This is a genomic window from Dokdonia pacifica, from assembly GCF_900188275.1.
In the GTDB taxonomy this organism is placed as follows: Bacteria; Bacteroidota; Bacteroidia; order Flavobacteriales; family Flavobacteriaceae; genus Dokdonia; species Dokdonia pacifica.
Genome location: NZ_FZNY01000005.1, coordinates 286176 through 304935 on the forward strand (window position 1 = coordinate 286176; position 18760 = coordinate 304935).

At 33.8% G+C, this 18760-nt stretch carries 15 protein-coding genes; 11 read left to right on the top strand and 4 right to left on the bottom strand.

Going from position 1 to position 18760, the window contains the following annotated elements; genetic code table 11:
* Nucleotides 1–165 precede the first annotated feature (165 nt).
* From CHB80_RS15975 to CHB80_RS15995, 5 genes are all read left to right on the top strand, one after another.
* Nucleotides 166–861, top strand: coding sequence for a hypothetical protein (locus tag CHB80_RS15975; protein WP_089372502.1), 696 nt, complete (start codon nucleotides 166–168; stop codon nucleotides 859–861).
* 48 nt (nucleotides 862–909) lie between these two features.
* Complete coding sequence (locus CHB80_RS15980; RefSeq protein ID WP_089372503.1) at nucleotides 910–3333, top strand: DUF2339 domain-containing protein; 2424 nt, start codon at nucleotides 910–912, stop codon at nucleotides 3331–3333.
* Entirely contained in the window at nucleotides 3317–4549 is a 1233-nt protein-coding gene (locus tag CHB80_RS15985; RefSeq protein ID WP_089372504.1) for a DUF3999 family protein, read from the top strand. Before CHB80_RS15980 ends, CHB80_RS15985 begins: the two co-directional genes overlap by 17 nt.
* Before the next feature lie 36 nt (nucleotides 4550–4585).
* On the top strand, nucleotides 4586–4957 hold the full coding sequence (locus CHB80_RS15990) for a ribosomal protein L7/L12 (protein WP_089372505.1): 372 nt from the start codon (nucleotides 4586–4588) through the stop codon (nucleotides 4955–4957).
* Nucleotides 4958–5042: 85 nt separating this feature from the next.
* Entirely contained in the window at nucleotides 5043–6623 is a 1581-nt protein-coding gene (locus tag CHB80_RS15995) for an FMN-binding glutamate synthase family protein (RefSeq protein WP_089372506.1), read from the top strand.
* A gap of 130 nt (nucleotides 6624–6753) precedes the next feature.
* On the opposite strand, the gene CHB80_RS16000 is transcribed toward CHB80_RS15995, so the two are convergent.
* Nucleotides 6754–8568, bottom strand: coding sequence for an Ig-like domain-containing protein (locus CHB80_RS16000; RefSeq protein WP_143337161.1), 1815 nt, complete (start codon nucleotides 8566–8568; stop codon nucleotides 6754–6756).
* Nucleotides 8569–8769: 201 nt separating this feature from the next.
* Entirely contained in the window at nucleotides 8770–10551 is a 1782-nt protein-coding gene (locus tag CHB80_RS16005) for a carboxypeptidase-like regulatory domain-containing protein (protein WP_089372508.1), read from the bottom strand.
* A 272-nt stretch (nucleotides 10552–10823) separates the two neighbouring features.
* On the opposite strand from CHB80_RS16005, the gene CHB80_RS16010 reads away from it, so the two are divergent.
* On the top strand, nucleotides 10824–11342 hold the full coding sequence (locus CHB80_RS16010; RefSeq protein ID WP_089372509.1) for a DUF7935 family protein: 519 nt from the start codon (nucleotides 10824–10826) through the stop codon (nucleotides 11340–11342).
* Nucleotides 11343–11458: 116 nt separating this feature from the next.
* Here the strand turns inward: CHB80_RS16010 and CHB80_RS16015 are convergent, their stop codons facing one another.
* Entirely contained in the window at nucleotides 11459–13552 is a 2094-nt protein-coding gene (locus CHB80_RS16015) for a M1 family metallopeptidase (protein ID WP_229746936.1), read from the bottom strand.
* A gap of 157 nt (nucleotides 13553–13709) precedes the next feature.
* On the opposite strand from CHB80_RS16015, the gene CHB80_RS16020 reads away from it, so the two are divergent.
* The 4 genes from CHB80_RS16020 (at nucleotide 13710) to CHB80_RS16035 (ending at nucleotide 17296) form a co-directional block, all read left to right on the top strand.
* Nucleotides 13710–14843 carry a DUF819 family protein gene (locus CHB80_RS16020; protein WP_089372622.1) on the top strand — a complete coding sequence of 378 codons (1134 nt, stop codon included), beginning with the start codon at nucleotides 13710–13712 and terminating at the stop codon, nucleotides 14841–14843.
* Between the two features lie 91 nt (nucleotides 14844–14934).
* The gene (locus CHB80_RS16025) at nucleotides 14935–15756 is read left to right on the top strand and encodes a carboxylesterase family protein (protein WP_089372510.1); all 822 of its coding nucleotides are present in this window, start codon (nucleotides 14935–14937) and stop codon (nucleotides 15754–15756) included.
* Nucleotides 15757–15786: 30 nt separating this feature from the next.
* Nucleotides 15787–16497: a hypothetical protein gene (locus tag CHB80_RS16030; protein ID WP_089372511.1), complete on the top strand. Its 711-nt coding sequence runs from the start codon at nucleotides 15787–15789 to the stop codon at nucleotides 16495–16497.
* 10 nt (nucleotides 16498–16507) lie between these two features.
* On the top strand, nucleotides 16508–17296 hold the full coding sequence (locus CHB80_RS16035; RefSeq protein WP_089372512.1) for a PhzF family phenazine biosynthesis protein: 789 nt from the start codon (nucleotides 16508–16510) through the stop codon (nucleotides 17294–17296).
* A gap of 84 nt (nucleotides 17297–17380) precedes the next feature.
* Here CHB80_RS16035 and CHB80_RS16040 read toward each other — a convergent pair whose 3' ends face one another.
* Nucleotides 17381–17701, bottom strand: a complete 321-nt coding sequence (locus CHB80_RS16040) for a hypothetical protein (protein WP_089372513.1) — start codon at nucleotides 17699–17701, stop codon at nucleotides 17381–17383.
* 394 nt (nucleotides 17702–18095) lie between these two features.
* Here CHB80_RS16040 and CHB80_RS16045 point away from each other — a divergent pair, with 394 nt between their 5' ends.
* A complete protein-coding gene (locus tag CHB80_RS16045; RefSeq protein WP_089372514.1) occupies nucleotides 18096–18728 on the top strand; it encodes a hypothetical protein in 633 nt (210 codons plus the stop codon).
* The last annotated feature ends 32 nt before the right edge of the window (nucleotides 18729–18760 follow it).

Sequence of the window (18760 nt, forward strand, 5' to 3'; positions counted from 1 at the left end):
TATGCTATCATCTAGAAATAAGTCTCAGAATAATAGAGTGTTATTCTGAGACTTATTTGTTTACATAAAAATCACTATTCACTATAGTCTAGACAATACTAAAATAAACACTACCATATTTTTAAGTTATATTTAGTCTTTGTATCGTTACCTGTAAACTAAAAAATGAGAATAATAAAAAATACCCTTTTTCTTATTTTAATATTCATTATTCCGAGTTGCTACGCACAAAAAGAAATAAAAGAATATTATTATCAAATCGGAAAAAAGAAAGAAGTCAGCGTTTATAAATACGTTGATAAAAACAATCCGAAGAATATTGAATATTGGAAAGTTACTACTGATCCAAAAACAAATACCATTCTAACAGAATCGTATACAACTGATTTTAGACTTTATAATATTTTTGAGGAACAATTAAACACAAAGGGGGCAGAGGTTATTAGATATGCTGACTTTGAACAAAGTGACGACGGGCAAAATATTCGAGTTAATGGAATAATAGTAGATAAAAATGTTTATAAATGGGTAGATCATAATAAATACAAATATTCCATAAATTATAAAAGTCCTAGATATGGAAATGGACAAATGATAAAAGCGCGTACAAAAAATAAATATGAAAATATTGAAGTATACGGAACTAAATATGCAACGGTAAAGTTTATGGATGAGTACGAAATCAAATATCTTGAAAATGGTCAAAACTATGATTTCTATCAATTTACGTATTACGCAAAAGGTATTGGAATGGTAAAGTACCAGAGATACCATCCAGATGGAACAACCATCGAATTAGAATTAAAGGATATCCTAACTGAAAAAGAGTTTTATACCATAAGTAAAAAAAACAGCAAGTAATAAGCATAAAATACAACCCGAAGTGAGTCCATCATTACACTATATTCTATGACAGAAAATCAGCATAAGATTAATCAGCTCTTTAGTGCAGTAGAACGACTACTAAAGAAACAAGAATCTATCTCTAGTGACATTACTTTATTGCGTAATGAGATACAGAAAATACAAGATGACGAATTAAAAAATGAAACTAGAAAGGAGTTTCGTCAGGAAGAAGAAAAAACAATTACCCCTTCTCCTTCTGTAAATGAACCTATAAGAGAGAAAGAAGTTGTTACTCCACCTATTCTTGATCAAACAAAAGAGAAAGAAGAGATTATTTATATGTCTTCTCATGAGAGATTTAAGGAAGAAAAATCAGCACAAAAAACTATAGTTTCTAAATCAAAAACTCCTAAGTCTAAAAATGATTTAGAAAAGTTTATAGGGGAAAACTTAATTAATAAAATTGGAATTGCTATTACCGTAATTGGTGTTGCCTTAGGAACAAAATACTCTATAGAAAATGACTTAGTGAGTCCACTCACCCGAATCATTCTAGGATATCTTGCCGGTATTGGACTTTTAGGATTTGGTATTAAACTTAAGAAAAAGTATGAAAATTATAGTGCTGTGCTTGTAAGTGGTGCTATCGCTATTATGTACTTTATTACATTTTCAGCGTATAATTTTTATCAGTTAATCCCTCAAACCATGGCATTTGTCTTAATGGTCATATTTACCATTTTTAGTGTCATTGCAGCCATAAATTATAATAAACAGATTATAGCACATATTGGTTTAGTGGGGGCTTATGCCATTCCCTTTTTACTGAGTGATGGTTCAGGAAGAGTGGGTGTACTCTATAGTTATATGGCAATTATAAATATTGGTATACTTATTATTTCTTTTAAAAAATATTGGAAACCACTCTATTATTCATCGTTTGGGCTCACTTGGCTTATTGTATTAGTATGGTTTGCTACAGAATATTTAACAGATAAGCACTTTAGTCTAGCTCTTACTTTTATAACGATATTCTTTGTCACCTTTTACCTTACATTCTTAGCATATAAGCTTATTAAAAATGAGAAGTTTGGCATTGAAAATATCATCTTACTTCTTATTAATTCTTTTATATTTTATGGGCTTGGATATGCTATTTTAAGCGATCATGAAACAGGTAAAGAACTTGTAGGCTTATTTACACTTTGTAATGCTGTCATCCATTTTATAGTAAGTGTTGTTATTTACCGTAAAAAACTAGCAGACAAAAACTTATTTTATCTTATTGCTGGTTTAGTACTTGTCTTTATTACGATTACTATACCTGTACAACTAGATGGAAATTGGGTGACTTTGTTATGGGCTGCCGAAGCTATATTATTATTTTGGATAGGGAGAACAAAACAAATTCCTGTTTATGAAAAGCTATCCTATATTGTGATGGCAATTGCTTTTTTAAGTCTCATACAGGATTGGGGTAATGCATATGATTTTTATGGGTATTCCGAAGAAAAAAACATGCCTATATTTAACATCCACTTCTTCACGTATTTATTCGTTATTGGGGTTTTTGGAGGTATTCACTTCTTAAATAACAATAAAAAATACATCCCTGCATTTGGAACTAAAAACCAACTTTCGGCAATCATTTCGTTTGCCATTCCTGCGCTGATTATTTTTATAAGTTATATCGCTATTCGTTTAGAAATATCTATGTATTGGGATCAGGTATTAGAAAACTCTACCATTTCTTCAAATGATAATAGCACGAACTACTTTGGGAATCATAAGAATTATAGTATCAAAAGTTTTAAAGCTATATGGATTATTAACTATTCGTTAGTATTCTTCTCCATACTTGCATTTTTGAATCTTAAGAAGATAAAGAGCAAGTCATTAACCTATATAAGTCTTGGTTTAATGACACTCATGATTTTTGGTTTTTTATTCCGTAGTCTTTATGAGATAAGCGAACTAAGAGAAACGTATCTCGACCAAACATTATCAGAATACTATCCTAGAGGGTTATTCTATATTGGTATACGGTATGTATCCTTTGTATTTGTAGCTATTACTCTTTTCTTATGTTATAGAAGTATACGACAAGATTTTGTGCAGAAAAAGCTTGACATCCCTTTTAATATTTTATTACACGTCGCCATACTATGGATTGCAAGTAGTGAATTAATCCATTGGATGGATATAGGTGAATCTGAACAATCTTATAAACTTGGACTTAGCATTCTCTGGGGAATCTATGCCTTATTATTAATTATACTAGGTATTTGGAAAAAGAAACAATACTTACGTATTATGGCTATTGTACTATTTGCTATTACACTCATAAAATTATTTGCATACGATATTGCACATCTTAATACCATTTCAAAAACTATAGTCTTTGTATCCTTAGGTGTACTCCTATTGATCATTTCATTTTTATATAATAAATACAAAAACAAGATAGCTAATGAGACTACAGATTAATTTAGTTCTTACGTTCGTATTACTCACGATTTCATCTTCATACGGACAGATGGAGTCTTACGAATATAAACGTGAGTTAATAGGTGTTCAGGATCAATGGCACAAGATTGTTATACCTAAAACCATGTTTGGTACGCTTTCGCGAAAGCTTACCGATATTAGAATATATGGTATCACAAAAAACAATGATACGATCGAAGCACCATATATACTTCAAAAATTAAAAGATCATACATCTATTAAAAATAATGAGTTCAAGATCATAAATACGTCACATACTGATACTGGATATTTCTATACATTTGAAGTTTCTTCAGCAAATCCTGTCAATCAAATGGATTTGGATTTTGGACAGCAAAACTACGACTGGCAACTTCAATTAGAAGGAAGTAACAATCAACAAGAATGGTTTACAATTATAGATGACTACCGAATTGTTTCTATTAAAAATGAACTTACTGACTTTACTTTTGACAAATTGAGTTTTCCTAGTTCTAAATACAACTATTATAGACTACAAGTTGATTCAAAAACAGATCCAGATCTACAAAAAGTGAGTATCCAACAACAAAATATTGTAGAAGGCTCATTACAAGATTATGCTATAAAGTATCAAAATTCTTTAGAAAACAAACAAACGAAACAAACAGAAATAAGTATAGAGTTAGAGCATGCAGTACCTGTAAGTTTTTTAAAAATAACCCCTAATGCAGCTTTTGATTATTATAGACCCGTAAGTATTCAGTATGTATCTGATAGTACTCTTGTAGGGCTAAAGTGGAAATTTCACTTTAACACATTAACTTCAGGAGTATTAAACTCTAATGGAAATAACGAGTTTAAAGCTGTAAGCACAACAACAAAAAAGCTAAAAATACATATTCATAATCAGGACAATCAACCGTTAGATATCAATAGTATTCAAGTAAAAGGATACGCACACGAGCTCATTACTCGCATTACAGAACCTGCTACCTATTATCTGACTTATGGTCATAAAAATGCTAACCAACCTCGTTATGATATTGCGAAATTTAAAGAGTCTATTCCTTCAGAAATTAAAACCATAAAATTGGGAGATGAAATCATTATAGAAAAAGCTGAAGCAACAAGTACGTCTCCATTATTTGAGAACAAATTATGGCTTTGGGGTATTATGATCATTTTAATACTCGTTTTAGGAGGATTTTCTTTTAAAATGATCAAGCAGAAGTAAAGAAAATAGCCAGACTCTAAAATAGCTTCATATCCTATGAAAATATCTATAAACAATACATTGATAGACAAAACCGAAATTCTATCATTGATCAACAACCAAAAAAAGATTTCAGCGATAAAATTGATGAAAGAGCAATTACAAATTGGATTAAAAGAAGCAAAAGACATTGTAGATCATCTAGATGAAGACCCTCATTATTATGATGGCAAAAATCATACTATTGATATGATTCCAAGAGAATTATTTAACGATTCAAATGCTATAAAAACTTCTCAAACCATAAAGAGTCATCAGCAACAAAGAACTCCATTTATCGAAAGAAGAAAAACAGATTCTAAAACCTATATCATATTATTTTTAATTAGCTGTATTATCCTATTGACTTACTTATATATAACCAAATAAGTTAAAATAGATTTATAAGGAATCTTATTATATTTTTTGAACTTCTCAAAGACCATCGTATTTTTAAGAAAAATTACATTCGCATATGGATACCATTTTAGACTTCCTAGGTAATATTGCTTGGTGGGGTTGGATACTTATCATTCTTGCTATTATAGCACTACGTGATATTTTTCAGCGTAAGCATACAATTCGTCATAACTTCCCGATAGTAGGAAACCTTCGATATATATTTGAAAGCATTGGCCCAGAAATGCGTCAGTATTTTGTGGCTAATAACAGAGAAGAGCTTCCCTTTAATCGTATAGAACGAGGATGGGTATATGCATCATCTAAAAAAGAAAACAACTACGAAGGCTTCGGAACCGATAGAGATATTTATGCCCACCAGCATATATTTATTAATAATGCGATGATGCCATATAAAATAGATGACAATCATCCAAATGCAAAAGACAAGTGTTTTTTACCGTGTGCGAAGGTAATTGGAACCTATCACAAGCGAAAAAGACCCTATAGACCGGCTTCTGTTATTAATGTAAGTGCGATGAGTTTTGGTTCGTTGAGTGCAAAAGCTATAGATTCTTTAAATAGAGGCGTTAAAATTGCAGGTGCTTATCATAATACAGGAGAAGGAGGTCTTTCTCCATATCATAGTAATGGTGGCGATGTTGTATTTCATTTTGGAACTGGGTATTTTGGTGTTCGTGCAGCAGACGGAGGTTTTTCTATGGAAAAAATGGTGAAATTAGTAGAAGACAATCCGTTTATTCGTGCTATCGAAGTAAAATTATCTCAAGGGGCAAAACCTGGAAAAGGAGGGGTTTTACCGGGTGCTAAAATCACACCAGAAATTGCTAAAATACGTGGTGTCGAAGTGGGTAAAGATGTACTCTCACCTCCTACACATAAAGCTTTTTCAAATGTACCTGAAATGGTTGATTTTATAGAAGAAATTGCTGAAGCAACAGGGTTACCTGTAGGTATTAAAGCGGCTATTGGTAAATTAGACCAATGGGAAGAACTGGCAGATATTATGCTAAAAACAGGAAAAGGTCCTGATTTTATTACTGTAGATGGTGGTGAAGGTGGTACAGGTGCTGCGCCCCCTAGTTTTGCAGATCATGTTTCTTTACCTTGGGTATATGGGTTTAGTGATCTATATCGTTTATTTCAAGAAAAAGGACTCTCTGAGCACATTGTATTTATAGGAAGTGGTAAATTAGGATTTCCTGCTAAAGCTGCTATGGCATTTTCTATGGGTGTAGATTGTATTAATGTAGCTAGGGAGGCCATGATGAGTATTGGATGCATCCAAGCGCAAATATGTCATACCAATCGTTGTCCAGCTGGTGTTGCCACACAAAGCAAATGGTTACAAAAAGGAATAGATGTTCCATTAAAATCAGAACGCTTAGCGCAATATTTCAGAACCTTTAAGAAAGAATTTGTAGAAATCACACATGCTGCTGGTTATGAACATCCATGTCAGTTTAAAATGAGTGATATTGAGATCAATCTAAATGATAATAAAATCTCAACAGAATTAGATAAAACGTACTGTTATGAAAAAACACCTGTTCCTTTTAATGGCATGCAAGAACTCTATGATTGCCAGTATTTAGGAGGGAAAAATAAAGCTGAAATGGAGAAAGCACATGCATAATTCATATATTTCTTTATACGCTTTCGCGAAAGCGAGTTCACAAGACTCACTATCTTAGAGAAAACGAAGCCGTAAAGCATAAAAAAACCCACTCAATACGAGTGGGTTCTTCTTTTTATAATAGTATATATTAATCTCTAATGACGTGTAATGATCCGCTTATGGGTTGTATCATTGCTGAGTTATCTGAATACGTACCTGAGAATGTGATATCTATATAATCCCCTACGGCACCAAAAGCATTTAATTGAAATGTAATATTGATAGGCGCATTATAGTCTATATCAATTTGAGATAATACTTCATACATTTCCATTTCAAAAGAACCCGGAGGTGCCTGTTGTCCATTACCCCAAGTATACGTTCCTACCGCAGTATCTGAACTACTTATATAGAAAAATTCATTTCCGTTACTTGCATTCACACTAAAGTTATTCCCGTTATCATAGGTATTTATAGGTGATGTTAAAAAACGTTGCACCCCTTCTGCTTCCCACTCTATATACTCTGACACTGCATTACACGAAGTGATTGTCCCTAATGTTGTTGTAGGTGGTGTAAAAGTGTAATTAATAATTCCGCTTGACTGCTGATTTACAATATCTATTGCTTCTAGTGTAAACGTATTGCTTGCAGGGCAGCTAATGAGATTGATATCAAATGTTCCAGCCGTTACAGGCTCATAAAATACACTTCCTCCATACTCTAAAACAACATACCCATTGGTAATTGGATTATTAGAACAGTCATTAAAGTTCCCTATTACCTGTTGTGATGTTGATGATCCTGGATTTACAGAAATAGGTCCATAGGTAGTTGGTCCTGCAAAGGGTCCAATTACATCAGAGAAAACAGGATTTCCACATAGATCTACCACTTCTATAGTCATCGTTAACCCAGAAGGTACTTTTCCACATACTTGCCCGTTTTGATCTGTCACACCAGATCTTGGATACGGTGTATTAGGACTTGTAATAGTTACGGTTGTATTTGCTAAAGCGTTTCCATTATCATCTAATACTGTTGTACAAAAATCGACTACAGGGAAAGGGGCATCACAATTCCAGAAAGAGAAGTGAGATACTTGTCCTACATACTCATTTCCTTGCAATACAGCTTCACCATCTTCTATCCAGTATCCGAGTTCATCATTAAAACTCCATAACGGAATAGTAGCTGGTGCGACACCTTGTAATGCTGGATCTAAAGGAAAACGCAATTCTGCTGGGTTATTAGGGTCTATATTTAACTCATTACCACTTGTATCACGTAATTCTACAGAGATCATTCCAAATGTTTCAAGATATGCTTCGTCTCCAGCTGCATCTTCAGCATATAACATTCCTGGCATGACAGCGTCCAAATCGGCAGATGCAGGATCTAAGTAATCTAAGATTACATCTACAGCACCTGAATAGGCATTTCCATTTTCATCAATATAAGCACCTGGCAAAGCAACGCTAGTTCCATTTCCTAATTGTACGGTTTCTGGCGAACCACTATTTACTGTAGCAGTTACATCTGCACTAAGCAACATTATTTTCACACGGTTAATGCCATCGCTAGGACGTAAAGCTCTACCACTCGTTACATACCCCGATGCCGTTACTCGCAGATATGCAAACTGTTCATTTACAGAAGCATTTTCTGCAGAAAAAATCCCATTATCATCGGTAAAAACTGTCAACGCTCCTACCTTTACAAGTGCTCCTTGAATGGCATTATTATTTTCATCTACAACTTGACCAAAAAAATCTCGGTTGACTGCACTTCCAAAAAACTGATCTAGATTCCCCGTATCAGTTGGATCGTTATTATCATCTATAATCACCGTATCATCAGGTGTATCTGAATTATCATCTGTAAAATTATCATCGCGTTCACAAGAAGTAAATACTAAAGTGAAAGCAATCATTATCATGGTTAAAATTCTAAGCGTTTTCATAATTAAAAATTTTGTTGTTACATCCCTATATCAACACCTTTAAAATTTTGTTACCCCTAAATTTTATTTTTTTTAAAAAAAGTAAACATAAAATAAGTACATGCTATGTAATAAGGTCCTTTATACGCTTTCGCGAAAGCGTATAAAACAAAAACACCACTTAGATAAAGTGGTGTTTCAATTAAATTATATTGTCTATTTCTAATGATCTCTTATTACCTTCATCTCGCCTGTGACACTTTTTAACTCTCCACTAAGATTTGTGTATGCACCACTAAACTCAAGTTCAATATACTCTCCAATTTCTCCAAATGCTGTCAATTCAAAAACGAGTGTATTCGGTTCTGAAGGATCAACTTTCAAATCTTCTAGATATACCTTCAAACCTTCAAAATTATCAGTTGTATCAAAAGTATAAGAACCTAATACCCTATCAGAACTATTAAAATTGTAAACTACATGATCTCCATTTACTCTTACCTTATATCCATTATCATCCTCATTACCATACCCAACAATATTTGCAACATAAAAAACTGTTTCTTCTCCAGATATCGTATAAACAATGAATTCTTGCGACGGAGAACATACAGTGATTTCTCCAAGATTAGTAACAGGAGACTCTATACTAACATCTATCATTCCTGAAGACAATAACGTATCAACATCAAAAATTTCGTAAGAAAGCGTGTCAAGTGAAAGACAGTCAAAAAGAACTACATTTAGCTGTCCATTTGTAATCGTACCATAAGAAACTTCATCTCCTAAATAAAAAATCACATATCCATTAGTAATAGGTTCTTGATTGCAGTTTACTACAGTACCTACTGCAGAAAAAACATGATCATATTGAAGTATTGGTGCAGTAACATCAATTGTTGTGTCTTGATTAAAAGGTCCTATGACGCTTTCATAAATAATTTCATCACATTCATTCTCTATCGAAAGATCAAATGAAAATCCTGCTGGTACTTTACCGCATACTTCTCCATTTAAATCTGTAATCCCTGAACTTTCCCCAGGACTATTAGAAGATGATAATATAACGGTAACATTAGAAATTGGATCTCCATTCTCATCGGTTACGCCTATACAAAAATCAACAAGACGGAAAGGAGCATCACAATTCCAAAAAGAAAAATGAGTTACCGATCCTACATATGCGGTTCCATTAAATACAGCACTTCCTTCTTCTATCCAATAGCCAGCATCTTCATCAAAACTCCAAAGCGGAATGATATCTGGTGCTAAATTATAAAGACTAGTAGGAACAGGAAACGTTATTTCTGCTGGACTATTAGGGTCTATGTTTATCTTATTTCCTACGCTTCCGCGTAATTCTACAGAGATCATTCCGTAGGTTTCAAGTGCTGCTTCTTCTCCCTGTATATCTTGGCCATATAACATCCCGGGCATCATCTCGTTAATATGAGGATCTAGAGGGTCTAAGTAATTTGTAGTTACTCTTACACTACCTGTATAGGAGTCTCCATTTGCATCTATATAAGCTCCTGAAAATACTATGGAAGCTCCATTAGGTAAAGTTACCTGTGCCTCTTCGCCACTTTGAATAGTCGTTGTAGAGGAGTCACTAAACAACATGATCTTCACACGATTCACACCTTCCGATGGACGTAATGACCGACCGCTTGTCACATACCCTGAGGCACTTGCTTTTAAATAGCTAAACTTTTCATGTGTAGAGACATCTCGTAATGAAAAGATCCCATTGATATCTGTTCTTGCTTGTTGATTCCCTATTTCTATTAATACACCCGGAATAGGATTACTATCTGTATCTACTACTTCTCCAAAAAAGCTTCGGGTCACTTCTTGTCCAAAAAACTGGTCTAGATTTGCCGAAGTATTAGATACCCCATCAGGTAAAGGACCATTTTGAGGCAGTGTATCATCTAGCTCACAACTAAAGCAGATAAGGCTTAAAATAAAAATAAAGATGTACGATTTATAGATTGTTTGCATATGATTGATTTAGGTATTTATTTATAAAGTAAGAAGTTTAATATCTAGTTCTAGATTACATTCTTTCTTACCCATTACAGTAAATTTTATATTCTATTCATAAGACTTTAGCAAATGCTAAGGGTTGCGTGGTATCAAAAAAGTTTTCTGAAATCTCAAAAAATCATCGATAAACATTCAAAAATTTACCTTCTATTAAAACAAAGCTTACACACCGACGTTGTAAAACTGTTATAAATCATTTACATTAGTCATCCCAAATTTGTATATCCATGGAACAAAACTTAGTTAACCTTGCTTTTAATTTGCTCCCTGCGCTTATTGTTGCGGGTATTTCTTATTACTTTTTTAGCCAGTATACCAAAAGTGAAGAAGGTAGAAGGCGTTTCCTTTTGCATAAGGCTAACCAATCTTCTGCACTACCCCAAAAATTACAGGCTTATGAGCGTTTAACACTATTCTTAGAACGTATTTCACCTGGAAGTTTGTTGATACGTGTAAAACCATATAGCGATGATAAAAATGAATACGAATCTCTTTTACTTCGCAGCATCGAACAGGAATTTGAGCATAACTTAGCACAACAAATCTATGTTACTGAAGAATGCTGGAATGTAGTACGTACTGCAAAAAATGCTACGATTTCTATCATTCGCAAGACCAATATGAGTGGTAAAATAGATAATAGCGATAAGTTACGTGAGACGATCTTACAAGATCTTATGGATCAACAAGCGCCAAGTGAAGCTGGAATTACGTATATAAAAAGAGAGGTTGCTGAGCTTATTTAATGCAAAAGAAAAGAGAGCATAGAATATAGATCGCTTCGCTTTTAGACTTATACATCTACAATTCAACAATTTAAGACTTAGGACATAGGACTTAGGACTTAGGACTTAGGACTATATTATAAGTTTACACGTTCTAAATACGCAAGTTCTTTTTTAGAAAGCAACGGTCTCACACTGTCCATAATATCTTTAATGCGGTCTTCTTTTACTAATTGATTTAAAAGGTTTCGAGCGTTTTCTCTAAATCGCCAATTATGATGTGTACATGCTTCTACAAGGTTTTTAAGACTTGTTCGATCAAATGATTGTATTTGAGATAGGAATTGAAAGGCATTTTCTCGTAATTGAAATGGATAGCCTGCACCTGTATAGGAAACCAATTCATCATATCGAGCGCCGGCTTCATCCCCTTTATAATCTTGTGTCGCCAAACTTAAAGTCAGCCATAACGTACGGATATTTCCATCAGAAAAACCAAACTGCCCATCCATTTGATTAAGTAATGCTTTCATCTTTTCGGCGTTATTATTGGCACGATATAAAAGCCATAATTTCAAAAATGCCTGCTCTCGAGTAACATAACTATCATCCCGAAGAAAGCTTTCAAACTGATACTCTAATGGAGGTGGAATTTGCTCTACAGAAGTAGCAATTGCCTGTCGTATCAGGGTGTTTTTGCTGGTAAATGCTAGTTTATACAACCCGATGCTTTCTCTCAAATTAGTCTCCGCCAGTTGATATACCGCTTCTTGTCCTAAATAATCATTGGGAAGTTTTAAGGTGTTTTCTAGTGGTCTTAATTTATCTTTTAAAGCAATCGTTCGCAATGCTTGTAATTCAAAATAAGAACGCATAAACGACGATTTCTTTAGGGATTCTAATGCTTCGGCGGCTTGAAAAGCACTCTGGTTGAGCCAATTCTTTTTATACGTTGTTAAGTCTTGTCCAGAAACCGCTTCTACCTCAGCCATAAAATCATCGGTGGTGACATTTTTAAACTGATACTTCGTGAGATAATTTTTAACTGCTTTCGCGAAAGCGGACGCCCCCACTGTTTCTTTTAATATATGTAACGCCCAAGCTCCTTTTTGATAGTAGGTCAAACTACTCCCGCCAGCGGCTACTAATTTTTGACCTTTGCCTTGATCGCTTAATTCTCGTAATTGCTCGGCTGTTTCATAGAGTTTATAATAAAAGTAATCGTCTCCAAATATTTCGCGTTCGGCGAGTAATGCATAATAGGTCGCAAAGCCTTCCTGAAGCCAGTGGTGTTTACTTCTTGTGGCAGTTACCAAGTCACCAAACCACTGATGTGCGAGTTCATGTGCATTGACATTTACATAATTACGATCGGTAAATCCGATGCTATCTATTACAAAACTATCCGAAAAAATAGTTGTTCCTGTATTTTCCATTCCTGCATACAAAAAGTCTTTTACGGGAACTTGCTTGTAATTTTGCCAAGGATACGATACCTCTATTTCTTTTTCATAAAAATCAAAAATCTTCTTAGAATATCGGTATGTTGGTTCTGCTAGGAAAGCATCTTCTGGGTAATAATAAAACTCTAATGGAACCCCAGAAGTAGATGGGAAGGTAGTTTTTTGATAATCACCTATAGCAAGTGCTACCAAATAACTAGACATCGGTTGTTGCATATCAAAACTCCAAACGGTACGACTACCAAGTGGCTCTTTTTTGATCATTTTTCCATTAGTAATCACCTGATAAGCTGTGGGTGCAATTACAGAAATATCAAATTCTATTTTATCATTTACATCATCAATACTTGGCAACCAATGTGATGTATACTTTCCTTGACCCTGTGTCCATATTTGATCATTCCCATCTTCATTGACAAAATATAAGGTTTGTTTTGGAGTGGCGGTGTAATCAAATCGTATGGTATATTTTTTTGAAGCTTTAAAATCTCCTGTAAATAGAATATGCTCTTTTTGGGCTGTTACCACTGCGATATCAGAGCTATCTATAACCGACATGTTTTTTGCATCTAGTCGTACTTCTGTAACATTTTCAAGTGGTTTGAAACTTACCCAAACCTGCCCTTCTATACTTTTAGATTCATATTGTGGGATTACTACAGCACGAATACTTTGTATATCTACAGTAGCCGTTTGTGGTGTGATCTCTTGTGTATACGCTTTCGCGAAAGCGAACACAGCAACCATGAAAAGAATAAAATACTTCATAAAAGTAAAAATACAATTATCTCATGGCTTACACGATATCAAAAATGCCTGCTTCTTATTTTTTCACAAGATTTTAGGACTATGAATCCATCTTATGACGCTCATTGCAAAATCTTGTATATTTAATACCAATTGTATTTTAAAATTATCATCTAGTATGGCCATCCTTGAAAATCCTGTTTATGTATTATTAGTGTTATTAGGAATGGTCATTCTATCTGTGTACGCCGCTAAAACGAAATTGGGAAAGAAACTTGGTGTTGCCTTAATTGTTATTCTTTTTACAGCTGTTATTGCAAATTTGAAACTGATTCCATCTGCGTCAAATTCAATTCCTTTATACAGTGCTATTTTTACATACCTAGCGCCTATTTCGATATTTTATTTGCTCTTAAATGTAAATCTTACCTCTATTAAAAGAGCTGGAGCTCCCATGATTATTTTATTTTTAATTGGTTCATTAGCCACCACACTTGGTATTTTGATCTCTTGGTATGTGATTTCACCTCAACAAGTTTTAGGAGATGATGCCTCGATTATAGCGGGTATGCTTACGGGTACCTATACCGGAGGTAGTGTTAATTTTAATGCCGTGGCTTTAGAATATAATTTTCAGGAACGAGGCGTTCTATATGCCGGTACAATTGCTATTGATAATGTTGTTACTACCTTATGGATTATTGTGACATTAGCCTTTCCAGCAATATTACGTAAGTTTTGGAAAGACAAAAAAATAAGTACTCCAGACAAAACTAGTGATACCGAAGAAAATGAAACTATAAATTTTCATAGTTTGATGTGGTTGCTGTTCTTAGGACTTGCCGCTTATTTTGTATCAGATCTATTGGCTACCTATGTACCTCAAATTCCTTCTATGATTACCATTTCTACCTTAGGAATTTTATTAGCTCAAATACCATTTGTTGCAAGGCTTAAAGGGAGTCAGACATTAGGATTGTATTTAGTTTATATTTTCTTGGCGGTAATTGGAGCATATTGTGAACTCAGTGCTGTCGTTGAACTTAAAACCATCGGACTTACTTTACTTGGTTTTACAGCATTTGCTGTTTTGCTACACGGTATTTTTAGCATTTTTCTAGGGGGTTTAATATATAAAGATTGGGATATGATTGCCATTGTAAGTCAGGCAAATATTGGTGGTGGTACTACGGCGATTGCATTGGCAGAAACTTTTAAACGTAAAGAACTATTGCTTCCTGCTATTCTGGTTGGTTCCTTAGGTAATGCAGTGGGTACGTATTTAGGATTTATGGTTGTATATATATTGTAATGTTTTGGTGTACGCTTTCGCGAAAGCGTATACACAAATACTACATGTCTATTGATCACCGTTATACTATCACTAACTCACAACTCATCTTATGAAAACCACACTCAAGATTTCTCTTATTGTAGCGTTATATTTTCTTTCTTTCCATCATAGTATCGCACAAGTAACGACTACTACTTCTGACATTGCTACTTTTACTACTGTAGAAAAAAACTATCCTGAGAGTAGAATTGACGGTTATAATCTATATGTTCCTAAATCCTGTACATCGCAATCTGATGCATATCCAGTAATTGTTTTTTTACAAGGAGGCCTTGGTGTAGGTGGAGATGTAGATGTTATATATGGTTGGGGGTTACCAAAAATGCTCAAAGAACCAGAAACAATAGATGCAGATCTTAAAAAACTAGTAACCGATACGTTTGTAGTTATCATGCCGCATATTCAAGAAGGACAATTCTACACTAATGAAAAAGCGATACAAAGCATTATAAAAGAGGTAGCTAGCAATCAAAATATTGATACGAAACGTATCTATTTGACAGGACTAAGTAGAGGCGGTCATGGCACTTGGGGACTGGCAAGCCGAATTCCAGAAACTTTTGCTGCTGTAGCACCAATTTGTGGAGGAAATCACGGAATTTCTGATTATACATCTTTAGCACAGCTTCCTATTTGGAACTCCCATAACACAGGAGATCGTAGAGTAAACTATAACAATTCTGAACGTACTATTTCAAGATTAGAATCTGCAGGACTGTCTTTTCACAAAACCAAGAGTATTGCAAGTACAGACTATAAAAAATATGATCATATTTTTACAGCGACAGAGAGTGATAGTCATGATGCATGGACAGAAATGTATGCTGATGCGAGTGTATACAACTGGTTTTTAAAATATCGTAAAGAGTAATTATATCAATAAGTCAAAAACAAATCATAAATGAACATATTTCAAAAAATAGCTAGAAAAATAATAAAGCAATCATTTGATATTTCTGTTTCAACCATTGAGTTTTTTAGTGATATGACTCCTTATGAAAGAAAGGTTTCTAAATTAAGAACCTATAAAAAGGGGACACTAGGAAAAGAAATTGCAAATTGTCTAGATGCTCATGATCTAACACTAGTTCCTAAATACGAAAGTCACGATTTAAAACATGTTTTACTCAACTATCAAATGACTCCTGAAGATGAGATCCGAATGCAGGCTTTTATGATTGGAAACGGAAATTACTCATTTCCGTCTTTCGCAATTTTTATTTTTGGAGTACTACTCCTTCCAGAATTAGGGCGTACTTTTTATGCTGACTTCAAAAAAGGAAGAACAACTATACCAATTTCTAAATGGACAATAGAAAAATTTGCTGATAGAAATCTTATGGAGTTAAGAAGTACATTAGCTAAACCTACAAGACCAGAAACAGTATTTAATTTGAGAAAAATCACCAAGCTTGGAGCTTTTGCTTCTATAATCGCGGGTGTTTTTGGGATGATATTTTGTTTACCATTTTTATTTTCATCAAATATGGCTGATTTAGTTGGTGCTGGTTTTCCATTTATTGGAGGAGCAATCCTTTCAGTTGGAGGTCTTTTAGCATTATCAAATGTATCACAATCAAACAAGTCACAACTAGCACGTTCATCATTTTAAGTTTTTAAAAATGAAATATAATCTTTATCAAATTGATGCATTTACTGATACTATTTTTGGCGGAAATCCAGCATGTGTAGTACCACTTGAAAAATGGTTAGCAGAGGATGTTTTATTAAAAATCGCAAAAGAAAATGCAGTTGCAGAAACCGCCTTCTTTATAGATCAAGGTGATAAAATTCAATTACGCTGGTTTACTCCTGAAATTGAAATGGACCTATGTGGACACGCAACACTTGCTACGGCACATTGCTTAAAAACAATACTCAACTACAAGAAAGATAACATTGTTTTTGATACGCTAAGTGGTGACTTAACTGTTACGGTTGATAACGATATGTATAAAATGGATTTCCCATCAAGAATGCCTATTACAGATAGTTTACCAGATATCATTACACAATCTTTAAGTATCCAGCCAATGGAGGTTTTAAAATCAAGAGATTATGTTTTAGTATATAAAAACGAAACAGAAATTAGAAATATTAAAATTGAAAGACATCTCTTTGATCAGATCAATCTTGATCCAGGTGGTGTAGTTGTAACAGCTATGGGTGACCATTGTGACTTTGTTTCGAGGTTTTTTACTCCACAAGCATCTATTTTAGAAGATCCCGTAACTGGCTCGGCACACTGCTCATTAATTCCTTTTTGGGCTTCGAGACTTCGTAAAAAAAAGCTGCATGCACAACAAATTTCGGAACGCATGGGACACCTCTTTTGTGAACATAAAGAAGATCGTGTCATCATTAGTGGAAAAGCTAAAACATATGCTATTGGAAATTTCTGGATAGACTAAATAATTTCTTTAGCGTAACTATAAAAACCAAAAAAGAGAAGCTCTTGTAAAGAGCTTCTCTTTTTAAAATGTTATATATACTTTCTATCTGTAAGCAATAGCAACGTTTTCTACTCTAAAAGAGGTTACATCTTGCCAGATACCAACTCCAGAAAATACAACTGAATTTGTATGTGTAGCTAACGTAAGTGTTCCTTCAGAATTCATATCTGGAGCAGATAGAGACACCTTACTTATGAGATTATCTGCATCTAGTTTGTATGTTTCCGTATTGACTACAGTACCTGCTTTCACAAAGTTAACGGTTACACTTGCTGTCTCTCCTTGAAAGTCTGTTGAAAACTCTAATTGAGTCATTGCTTCTTTTGCTGTTGTTGAATAAATAGTGGATTTTACGATTCCCATGATAATTGTTTTTAAAAGGTTATTATGATTTTGGAGTGTTATTAAGAATTTTAAACGCATAAACGTCTTTATATCAGTCAATTCCTTAACAACACATCAAATATCGAAACACAACATTAGGATTACATAGAAAATAGCATAAAGACCAAAATCTTTACAACAAGAGCGATTTTTTATAGCACAAGAATTTTTATAACATACTGATATACTACAAAATATACAGGATTCAACATTAAAAAAGCTGAGTTGTTTAAAAACAAGTAGTATAGACAACAAAATCCTAACATTTCCGTGTCTAATAGTATTGTTTAATTGAATTGATTATTTTGTGATGGAGGTACTAGTATTTTATTCTCTCTAAAGTAGTTGGTAAAAAACAGATATATATTACAATTTGAGTGCAAGAAGTAGTCATATCCATTTCATTGAAATACTATCAAGTATAGGTGTTTTTATATTCTTAGGGATTTATTTTTATGCGACAACGCGCTACCCAGGAGGCTCTCAAGCTGCTACAGATACTGTTGGTTTTGATTGGGTCAATAATTATTGGTGCAATTTAATGAATGAAAAAGCCATGAATGGGCAACAAAATCCTGCAAGACCATATGCAATTGCCGGAATGGTTATTCTTTGTTTTAGTCTGGCCTTATTCTTCATACAGTTTGCAAAAAAAATAACCACTACGCTATTTTTAAAACGTGTCATTCCATTATTTGGAGGAATAGCGATGCTACTAGCTGTTTTTATTTTCACAAAGTATCATGATCTTTTAACGATCATATCTAGCGCATTTGGAGTCATTGCTGTTTTAGGGATTCTTTGGGAAGTTTATAAGAGTAAAATGATTATTTTTAAAATAGGTGGCTTAGTATGTATTCTATTACTAGTACTAAACAATTATATTTATTACAGTAATTACTGGATAAAACTCCTGCCACTCATTCAAAAAATTACTTTTGTTTGTGTTCTAACTTGGATTGTAGGTCTTAATTATAAAATGATGAAAATAAATGCTACCTCGTAGTCTATAATACCGATACTACTTTTAAAACGTAA